8 protein-coding genes are annotated in these 9,557 nt (G+C 64.3%); 3 read left to right on the forward strand and 5 right to left on the reverse strand.

Going from position 1 to position 9,557, the window contains the following annotated elements:
• Both VMR03_RS06030 and nadA read right to left on the reverse strand, forming a co-directional pair.
• On the reverse strand, window positions 1-1,175 hold a 1,175-nt coding region (locus tag VMR03_RS06030), incomplete at its 3' end, for an L-aspartate oxidase (protein WP_325403256.1).
• A gap of 157 nt (window positions 1,176-1,332) precedes the next feature.
• Window positions 1,333-2,391, reverse strand: a complete 1,059-nt coding sequence (gene nadA, locus VMR03_RS06035; protein ID WP_414693150.1) for a quinolinate synthase NadA — start codon at window positions 2,389-2,391, stop codon at window positions 1,333-1,335.
• A 406-nt stretch (window positions 2,392-2,797) separates the two neighbouring features.
• On the opposite strand from nadA, the gene VMR03_RS06040 reads away from it, so the two are divergent.
• The gene (locus VMR03_RS06040) at window positions 2,798-5,185 is read left to right on the forward strand and encodes a TonB-dependent receptor (RefSeq protein WP_325403260.1); all 2,388 of its coding nucleotides are present in this window, start codon (window positions 2,798-2,800) and stop codon (window positions 5,183-5,185) included.
• Between the two features lie 58 nt (window positions 5,186-5,243).
• Here VMR03_RS06040 and VMR03_RS06045 read toward each other — a convergent pair whose 3' ends face one another.
• From VMR03_RS06045 to VMR03_RS06055, 3 genes are all read right to left on the reverse strand, one after another.
• Window positions 5,244-6,320, reverse strand: a complete 1,077-nt coding sequence (locus VMR03_RS06045) for an NUDIX hydrolase (protein ID WP_414693149.1) — start codon at window positions 6,318-6,320, stop codon at window positions 5,244-5,246.
• Window positions 6,317-6,856: a tyrosine phosphatase family protein gene (locus VMR03_RS06050; protein ID WP_325403262.1), complete on the reverse strand. Its 540-nt coding sequence runs from the start codon at window positions 6,854-6,856 to the stop codon at window positions 6,317-6,319. Before VMR03_RS06050 ends, VMR03_RS06045 begins: the two co-directional genes overlap by 4 nt.
• 102 nt (window positions 6,857-6,958) lie before the next feature.
• The gene (locus VMR03_RS06055) at window positions 6,959-7,576 is read right to left on the reverse strand and encodes an HD family hydrolase (RefSeq protein WP_325403264.1); all 618 of its coding nucleotides are present in this window, start codon (window positions 7,574-7,576) and stop codon (window positions 6,959-6,961) included.
• Between the two features lie 119 nt (window positions 7,577-7,695).
• Between VMR03_RS06055 and VMR03_RS06060 the strand changes: the two genes are divergently transcribed.
• Both VMR03_RS06060 and VMR03_RS06065 read left to right on the forward strand, forming a co-directional pair.
• Window positions 7,696-8,190 carry a hypothetical protein gene (locus VMR03_RS06060; RefSeq protein WP_325403266.1) on the forward strand — a complete coding sequence of 165 codons (495 nt, stop codon included), beginning with the start codon at window positions 7,696-7,698 and terminating at the stop codon, window positions 8,188-8,190.
• A gap of 177 nt (window positions 8,191-8,367) precedes the next feature.
• A partial coding sequence (locus VMR03_RS06065) for a TonB-dependent siderophore receptor (protein WP_325403267.1) occupies window positions 8,368-9,557 on the forward strand: 1,190 nt, incomplete at its 3' end.

Below are 9,557 nucleotides of genomic sequence, written 5' to 3' on the forward strand. Positions count from 1 at the left end.
ACGATGGCTTCGAGGAGCGAGTTCGAGGCGAGGCGGTTCGCGCCATGCGCGCCGGTCGAGGTGACCTCGCCGCAGGCCCAGAGACCGTCGAGGCTGGAGCGACCCCTCGCGTCCACGGCGATGCCGCCCATGTGGTAATGCTCGGCGGGCGCGACCGGGATCGGGTCCTTCACCGGATCGATGCCGGAGCCGATGCAGTTTTCATAGACGGTCGGGAATTTCTCCGGCAGACGCGCGCCGACGACGGCACGCGTGTCGAGATAGACGGTGCGTCCGGCGGCGATCTCGCGGAAGATCGCGCGGGCGACGATGTCGCGGGGCGCAAGCTCCGCATCCGGATGGATGGCCGGCATGAAGCGGCGGCCCGTCTGGTCGATCAGGATCGCGCCTTCGCCGCGCAGCGCTTCGGTGACGAGCGGCGCTGGGTCCTTCGCGCCGGCGATCGCGGTCGGATGGAACTGGACGAATTCGGGATCGGCGATCACGGCGCCCGCGCGCGCCGCCAGCGCGACGCCCTGTCCGCGCGCCTGGGGCGGGTTGGTCGTCACCGCATAGAGCTGGCCGATGCCACCCGAAGCCAGCACCGTTGCGCGAGCGCGCACGAGCAGGCTTTCGCCCGTCTCGACATGGCGCGCATAAACGCCCGCGACGCGCTTGCCCGCCCCATGAGTTCGGCACATGGCCAGCTCATAGGCCGAATAGTTTTCGATGACGCGGATCGAAGGGGTCTGGCGGACGGCGGCGACGAGCGCCTCCATGATCGCCTTGCCGGCGCGGTCGCCGCGCACATGCACGATGCGGCGGTGGCTGTGGGCCGCCTCGCGGCCGACGGCGAGATGGCCTTCGAGATCGCGGTCGAAGGGAACGCCGTAGGAGAGGAGATCGGCGATGCGGTCCGGCGCCTCGCGCGCCATGGAGAGCGCGACCTCTTCGTCGACGATGCCGGCGCCGGCGACCACCGTGTCGGCCGCATGGGATTCCGGCGTGTCGCCCTTTTCGACGGCGGCGGCGATGCCGCCCTGTGCCCAGGCGCTCGATGCGCCGTCGCCGATGGGCGCGGCGGCGAGCACCGTGACCGGACGCGGGCTGAGCTTCAGCGCCGTGAAAAGTCCGGCGAGGCCCGCGCCGACGATGAGAACGTCGCCGGCATCCGTTTCATTCTGTGTGCCGAGCATCAGATGCTCCGATCTTCCTTTACCTCCCCCCTTGAGGGGGAGGTCGATCAGCGAAGCTGATCGGGTGGGGGGACTTCTTCGCAAAGACTCTTTCTTGCGGCCCACCCCCCTCCCAACCCTCCCCCTCAAGGGGGGAGGGCCAGAGGAAGGCGAGAGTTCAGTTCCCGAGATTGATCATGCGCTCGACCGCACGGCGCGCGGGCGCCGCGATGGCCGGGTCGATTGTCACTTCCTCGCGCATGTAGACAAGGCTATCGAGAATGGTCTTCAGCGAGATGCGCTTCATGTGCGGGCAGAGATTGCAGGGCCGCACGAATTCGACGTCCGGCACCTCGACCGCCACGTTGTCGCTCATCGAGCATTCGGTGACCATGACGACGCGGGCGGGCTTGTGCTCCTTCACCCAAGAGATCATGCCGCTGGTCGAGCCCGCGAAGTCCGCTTCCGCGACGACTTCGGGCGGGCATTCGGGGTGCGCGATGATGACGATGTTTGGATCGTCCTGACGGTACTGGCGAAGCTCTTCCGGCGTGAAGCGCTCATGCACCTCGCAATGGCCCTTCCAGGCGATGACCTTGACCTTGGTCTGCTTCGCGATGTTCCGGGCGAGATATTCGTCCGGAATGCAGAGCACGCGGTCGGTGCCGAAGCTCTCGACGATCTTCAGCGCGTTCGAGGAGGTGCAGCAGATGTCGCTCTCGGCCTTCACCTCGGCCGAGGTGTTGACATAGGTGACGATCGGCACGCCCGGATATTTCTGGCGCAGCAGACGGACGTCAGCGCCCGTGATCGATTCCGCCAGCGAGCAGCCGGCGCGGTGGTCGGGGATGAGAACCGTCTTTTCCGGGTTCAGCAGCTTCGAGGTCTCGGCCATGAAGTGAACGCCGCACTGGACGATCACATCGGCATCGACCTTGGTCGCTTCCTTGGCGAGCTGCAGCGAGTCGCCGCGAATGTCGGAGACGCAGTGGAAGATTTCTGGCGTCTGATAGTTGTGCGCGAGCAGGACCGCGCCGCGCTCCTTCTTCAGACGGTTGATGGCGTGGATATAGGGCGCGAAGAAAGGCCACTCGATCGAGGGCACGACGTGGCGGACCTTCTCATAAAGAGGCGCCATTTCCTTCGCGAGGCCCGGCGTATATTCGAGCATCGGCATGTCGAGTGGCTTGAACTTGCGCGGCTCGACCTTTGCCGGCCGCGCCGTGTCGCGCTGCATTTCACCTGCGAGTGCCATCCCTGCCTCCTTTATGCTCTAGTTGAGCATATCATTGGGATCAAAAACACCGGCACCTCCTGACAGGGCCGGGTTGCGATCCGTCGATATGCTACGGCTGAGCATTAGCCGTGGTCAACAGGGAATATGAAGGTGCGACGACGCGCAACTTCAAGGGGTGAAAGAGAGAAGGATTCCGCGACGAAAAGACGGTCCCTGTGTGATCCGCCGGACACGAATGGGTAAAAAACACCTGACTGACATTCCTGTCACCTATTCGTCATTCAAATGAAGGTTATCCTTCACATGCATATATTAACGGAAGGTGATGGGGCGTTCGCAGACGCAGCACGCCCCTTGTGCAGTGACCGGCCGGCGCATGCCGGCTATGGAAATGGGGGCGTTTCAAATGAATTATCGAGCTATGGGGCTCGCCGCGCGCTTGCTGGCGGGTACCGCGCTTGGCGTTTCGGTGGGGTTCAGCGCCTGGGCGGCCGAACCCGCCGCGACGCCCCAGCCGGCAGAGACGGCCGCGGCCGACACCGGCAGTTATGGCGACGTCGAGGAAATGCTCGTGACCGCGCAGAAGCGGACCGAGCGCAATCTCGACGTGCCAATCAACATCACGGCCTATAGCGGCGATTTCCTCGAGAAAATGGGCATCACCGAATTCTCTGCGCTCTCCGCCTATACGCCGGGCCTCATCGTCCAGGAGCAGAGCCCGAACAATCCGGGCTTCGTCATTCGCGGCCTGACCTCCGATGACGGGTCTTCCAATACGGAAGCCCGCGTTTCGATCTATCAGGACGGCGTTTCGATCTCGCGCTCGCGCGGTTCGGTGGTCGAGCTCTTCGACATGGAGCGTGTCGAGGTCCTCAAGGGTCCCCAGAGCACGCTCTTCGGACGCGGCGCACTCATCGGCGCGATCAACCTCGTCGAGAACAAGGCCGAGGACGACACTTACGCCAAGGCCACGGTCGGCTTCGGCAACTACAACCAGCGAGAGGCGACCGCCGTCGTCAACGCGCCCATCGTCGAGGGCAAGATCTTCGGCCGCATCGCCGCGACCATCAAGCAGCGCGACGGCTATGTCGCCAATGAACTGCCGGGCGGTGGCGAAAGCGATCTCAACGGCAAGGACACGAAGGCGATCCGCGGCTCGTTCCATTTCGACGCCTCGGCCGACACCAATTTCGACCTGATCCTGAACTATCAGAAGGACACGCCGTCGGGGACGAGCTTCAAGAGCGGCGCCATCCCGGCCTATAAGGGCGACACCAGCCCCTACAGCTACGCCTCGCTCAGCGCCGATCCGCGCTTCGAGGACGGCGCGCTCGGCATCGACCGTTCGGTCTGGGGCGCGACGGTGCTCGAGAAGATCGGTCTCACGGACTCGCTGTCGATTTCGGGCACCAGCGCCTATCGCCGTTTCATGAGCAAGGAAGTTTTCGATTCCGACGGCTCCGCCTTCATGCTGATGGAAGCGGCGGAACAGGCGAGGGGTACGCAGGCCAGCCAGGAACTTCGCCTCAACTACGAGCAGGGGAAGGTGAAGTCTTTCATCGGCGCGGACTTCTCCTATGAGGACGGTTCGTATCGTGTGCCGCTCGCGACCAACGAGCAGCAACTCGCGCTCTGGCTCGGCAAGATCAATTTCGACCCGACGCTGAACGGCTACTGGAATCTTCTGAACGGGTTCTATCCGGGCCTCACCACCGCCTTCAACAATGGCGACCCGACCGCTCTTCCCGCAGGCGCGCTGGCGCTGCTCGGCAGCCTGGGAGGGATCTCCGACTATTATTCCGAGGAATACACGAATTCCGCGACGACGCGCTCGGTCGATCTCTTCGGCGATCTCTCGGTCGAGGTGGTGAAGGACCTCACGCTCACCGGCGGTCTGCGCTGGTCGCATGACGACAAGACGGTCGGCTACGAGGGACACAGCACGGGCGCCGCGAGCTCGCTGACGGGCTCGACGCTTGTCGCGGGCAATACGCCCTACCAGTCGCAGTCGGGCGATTTCTCCGGCTTCACCTGGCGTCTCGTCGCGAAGTATGCGATCGACGACAATGCGAATGTCTATGCGAGCTATGCGCGCGGCCGTCGCCCGCAGGTGATCACGCCGGTGGTCAGCACTTTCCCCGGCACTTTCTACGGCTTCAAGGAACTGAAGGACGAGACGGTCGACAGCTACGAAGTCGGCGCCAAGACGCGGCTCTTCGACAAGCGCCTCGACCTCGAAGGCTCGCTCTTCACCTACAAGTACAAGAACTATCAGGTGGTCAGCACCACGACGCTGACGCCGACGGTTCTCAATGTCGGCAGTGCGACCTCCTATGGCGGTGAAATCCAGGCGACCGTCAACGCGACGGAATGGCTGAAGTTCTACGCGACCTACGGCTACAATCACGGACGCTTCGACGACGACGCCATGAAGGGGTATGCGAACAACCACTTCCGCCTGAGCCCGGACCAGACGCTCTCTCTCGCCGCGCAGACGACGGCGCCGCTCTTCGGCGGCGAAGCCTTCTTCACGCCGAGCTACACCTGGAAGTCGAAGGTCTGGTTCGAGGAGAAGAACCAGCCGGAATACACGCAGGACGCCTTCGGTCTGCTCAATCTGCGGACCGGCTGGATCACGCCGAACAAGGCGTGGACCTTCACCTTCTTCGTCAACAATATTCTGGACAAGGACTATGTCATCGACGCCGGAAATTCGGGCGATGCTCTCGGCTCCGGCACCTATATCGCCGGCGCGCCGCGCATGCTCGGCGTGACGACGTCGGTCCAGTTCTGATTAGAAGTAAACGTGCGTACCAAGGGGGCCGCGATGAAAGTCGCGGCCCTTTCTCTTTTCAGCTATTCGCGCGGCTCTTCGAGGGTGCGAGGCGCAGGCCTGGAGCGGGGCGTTCGTTGAGAACCTCGCGGCGGAAGCGGAACTGTTCGGCGGGGCGGCCGCCGGTGCGCGTGGTCATGCGGCCGGTGCGCTCGACCAGGCCGGCGTTTTCGACGAGGCGGCGGAAATTCTGCTTGTGGACATGGAGCCCGAGCAGCGCTTCCACCGTCTTCTGCAATTCGAAGAGCGTGAAGGTCGGCGGCATCAGCTCGAAGGCGACCGGGCGGTATTTCAGTTTCGCGCGCAACCGGCTCATCGCGGTCGCGAGGATGCGGCGGTGGTCGAACTGCATCGGGCGGCCGAGATTGGGGTCGCTCGCCCGCCCGCGCGCGATCGCGTTCGGCCGTCCGTCGCGCGCCGCCTCGCGGACGAGGCCCGCTTCGTAAAGAAGTTCGTAGCGTTCGAGCACCTTCTCGTCGTCCCATGGCACGCCGTCGAGGCCGAAGCAGAGCCGCATGCGGTCGCGGCGTTTGCCGCGCGTCAGCTCGTCATCGCTCGCGTCCGCCTGGTGCGAGGCCCAGTCGCGCAGGAGCGGCGCGATCACCTGATCGACGATGGCGGGCTTGCCCTGCCGCCAGTCTTCCCAGGGGCAATGCTCGTACCAGTCGCGCCAGGCCGCGCCCGACAGATCGCCGTCATGCGTGCGGGTGAGAGCGAGATAGCCGACCGAGACGACATGCTCGCCCGGCGCCTCGACCTCGAGCGCATGGCGGCCGCGATCGCCGAAGGTGTAGAGCTGTTCGACATAGCCGAGCGCCAGATGCGTCTGCTCGCGCACCCAGTCGCGAAGGCCGATGTCGAGCGTACGATGCTTCAGCGGGTCGAAGGGGCCGAAGGGCAAGGCGTCCCAGTCGCCCGCCGCGTTCGTCCCGCGCTCGCTTCCCTGCGGCACCACGAGAATTTTCGGCTGGTCTTCCGAGACGGTGACGATGGCGGCATTGAGGCCGATGACGACCGCCTTGCCCGCGAGGTCCGCGCCCGCCATCGCGTCGCGGGCGGATTCCGCGGGTGACGGCTGCCGGTCTGTCGCCGTCATGACGCGGGTTGCTCCCGGACGAATTCCTCCGGATGGATGGGGAGCGAGAATAGCTCGCCCTCCCAGGCGGCGCGGCCCGGGCCGAGCGCCTCGACGGCGTCGCGCATGCGGCCCTCGCGGCCGAGAAGTTCGTCGGCGATGCGGACCATCAGCCGGTTCGGATGGGCATGAGCGCCGCGCCTGCGGACGAGGCGGGCGAGCATGTCCTCCGGATGGTTTTCATTCAGTGTACAGAGCGCGATGAAGGCCGCCGCCGTCGAGCGGCTGATGCCGGCCCAGCAATGGACGAGCATCGGACGCTTCTGGTCCCAGCCGCGGATGAAGGCGATGAGATCCGCGACATGGGCGGCGCTGGGGCTCACCAGCATCTCGTTCGGTTCGGCAATATCGTTGACGCAAAGACGCAGGTGCCGCTCGCGGACGATGCCGTCCGGCGTGTCGATCATCGTCTCGGGATCGAGCAGGCTCACGAGATGGGAAGGGCGGACGGTCCGGATCGCATCGACGACGCCGCTGAGGGGGCTTACGTAGATCATGCCCAGAACATAGCACAGATTCGTGAAAAGCACCCCTGAAATGGCGCTATGCCGCCACTCTAGCCGTATGGCCTTCACGATTCGGTGACAGGGGGCGCCGCGTCACTCGCCATTCAGTTCCGCAAACCGTTTCAAAAATCGCGCCTGCGCCTCGCGGGTCGGGAGCGGCTTCAGCCGGATCGGCGTCAGGCCGCGCGGGCGGCTGAAGATTTGCGCCGCCTCCTCGTCGTCGAAGCCGGCGATCTGCGTCGCCTCGAAAAAGGCGGACGCCCGGTCGGCGCGTTTGATGATCTCCTCGACTGTGTGCGGGAGGTCCGGCGGCAGGCCGAAGCGGCGATGGATCGCGGCGGCGAGGCGATGCTCGAAGGCTTTGTAGTCGACGCCGAGCGCCGCCTTGAAGGGGCTGATCATGTCGCCGATCACATATTCGGGCGCGTCGTGGAGGAGGGCCGCAAGCCGCCACTTCGCGGGCCAGCCCGGACGCAGCCGCGCGCAGATGTCGTCGACCAGCACGCAATGTTCGGCGACGGTGAAGGCGTGGTCGCCCTTCGTCTGACCGTTCCAGCGCGCGACGCGGGCAAGGCCGTGGGCGATGTCCTCGATCTCGATGTCGAGCGGCGAGGGGTCGAGCAGGTCGAGACGGCGCCCGCTCAGCATGCGCTGCCAGGCCCGAGGCGTCCCATTGGGCTTTCCGTCTTTGCTGCGGCTCGGCTCGGCCATTCTCACTCTCCGGTTTCGCGAGCCGGGCAATCTAGGGCGGAGGACGAGGATTGTCATCCGGTCGGGAACGAAGCGGTGCTAGGCTTCGACGCGTTGCATCACGCACAGGGGAGACCATCATGATCCTTGGTATGACGAGTTTTACCTTCATCCATGTCCTCATCAGTCTGGTGGGCATCGTCACGGGCCTCGTCGTCGCCTGGGGCCTGCTGACCAGTCGTGGGCTCGCCGCCTGGACCGCCATCTTTCTTGCCACGACGGTGGCGACCAGTGTCACGGGCTTCCTCTTTCCCTTCAACGGTTTCACGCCGGCGATCGGCTTCGGTATTCTGTCGCTGGCGATCCTCGCGCCGGCGATCTATGCGCTTTATGGCCGGCATCTCGACGGCATCTGGCGCCCGGTCTATGTGGTCGGCGCGGTGACGGCGCTCTATCTCAACGTCTTCGTGCTGATCGTGCAGCTCTTTCTGAAGGTTCCGGCGCTCAATGCGCTGGCCCCGACGCAAGGAGAGCCGCCCTTCCAGATCGCGCAGGGCGCGGCGCTGTTGCTCTTCGTCGCCATAGGATTCCTGTCGCTCAGGACATTCCATCCGCCGGTCGCCACCCCGGCCTGATCGCGAGCGATTTTTCAAACATCTGTATGGCCGAACCCGCATGCCGAGAAACGGCATGCGGGTTTTCGTTTTCAGGCAAAACGGTCTGCCGGCCGGTCGAAAGGTGTTGATAATGCGAATCTTTCGCAATATTAGAAAGGAGATAGTGAGAATTATTCGCAATATGGGGGCTCCAGCATGCGAGATCGGCGATATTCGTCCACGGCTCTTTGGCGCGGGCAGCGGGAGCGGCTGAAATATGCCGGCCTTCTGGCGGCGATCGGCACCGCGCTGGTCATCCAGCCGGCAAAGGCCGAGGAGGCCGCCGCAACGACCGACGCCAAGAGCGGCACGGCGGTGCTGGCGCCGATCAATGTGCAGGCCAATACCGAAAATGAAGGACCGCTCGGGCCGGTGATCCAGCAGGATTCAAGTACCGCCACGAAAACCGACACGCCGATCAAGGACATTCCGCGCTCGATTTCGGTCGAGACGCGCCAGCAAATGACCGACAAGGGCGCGTTGCGGCTCGAGGATACTTTCGATTACACGGCCGGCATGCGCGGCAGCAATTACGGCGTCGACGCGCGCGGCAATTGGGGATCGGTGCGCGGCTTCTCTCCAGCCACCTATCTCGACGGGCTGCAATTCGGCAATGATGGCTATTACAACGACACGCTTCCGGAAATCGACATGCTGGAGCGCGTCGAAATCCTGAAGGGCCCGGCCAGCGCGCTTTACGGCATGAGCGCGGTCGGCGGGATCGTCAATGCGGTCAGCAAGAGACCGCAGGAAGAGACGAGCCGCCGCGTCACCGTCGAATACGGAACGAACAACCGCAAACAGGCGACGCTCGACATGACGGGCAAGATCGACGAAGACGGCAAGATTCTCGGCCGCTTCGTCGGGCTGATCCGCGACTCGGATACGCAGGTCAATTACGGCAAGGACGATGCTGGACTTCTCATGCCCTCGATCACCTTCCGCCCGGACACGGATACGGACATCACGGTGATCGGTCGCTATGAAAAAACCAAGATAACGCCGGAAATCCAGTTCCTCTCCCTCTACGGAACGCTTCTTCCGGGGCCGGACGGCAAATATCTCGACACCGACACTTTCGTCGGCGAGCCGGGATTCGACAAGCTCAACGCGACGACGCGGGCGCTGACGGTGGACGGCCGCCGCCGTCTCGACGACGTCTGGACGATCAAGGGTACGATGCGCTACTCCGCGAGCAGCGCCCTCTACAATCACGCCTATTGGGGTTACGACAACTACCCGACGCGCTACACGGGCGCGGGCGAGGCCGATCGCACCTTCTACAGCCGCGAGGGCGCGACCTATTTCTGGCTCGGCGACCTCAACGCGACCGCCGATTTCGAGAC

The organism is Parvibaculum sp., assembly GCF_035511255.1.
Taxonomy (GTDB): domain Bacteria; phylum Pseudomonadota; class Alphaproteobacteria; order Parvibaculales; family Parvibaculaceae; genus Parvibaculum.

What these genes read in the sequence shown, in the direction of transcription:
- nadA (WP_414693150.1), bottom strand. Translation starts at nt 2,391, where the DNA reads ATGCAGCGCGACACGGCGCGGCCGGCAAAGGTCGAGCCGCGCAAGTTC.
- VMR03_RS06040 (WP_325403260.1), top strand. Translation starts at nt 2,798, where the DNA reads ATGAATTATCGAGCTATGGGGCTCGCCGCGCGCTTGCTGGCGGGTACC.
- VMR03_RS06045 (WP_414693149.1), bottom strand. Translation starts at nt 6,320, where the DNA reads ATGACGGCGACAGACCGGCAGCCGTCACCCGCGGAATCCGCCCGCGAC.
- VMR03_RS06050 (WP_325403262.1), bottom strand. Translation starts at nt 6,856, where the DNA reads ATGATCTACGTAAGCCCCCTCAGCGGCGTCGTCGATGCGATCCGGACC.
- VMR03_RS06055 (WP_325403264.1), bottom strand. Translation starts at nt 7,576, where the DNA reads ATGGCCGAGCCGAGCCGCAGCAAAGACGGAAAGCCCAATGGGACGCCT.
- VMR03_RS06060 (WP_325403266.1), top strand. Translation starts at nt 7,696, where the DNA reads ATGATCCTTGGTATGACGAGTTTTACCTTCATCCATGTCCTCATCAGT.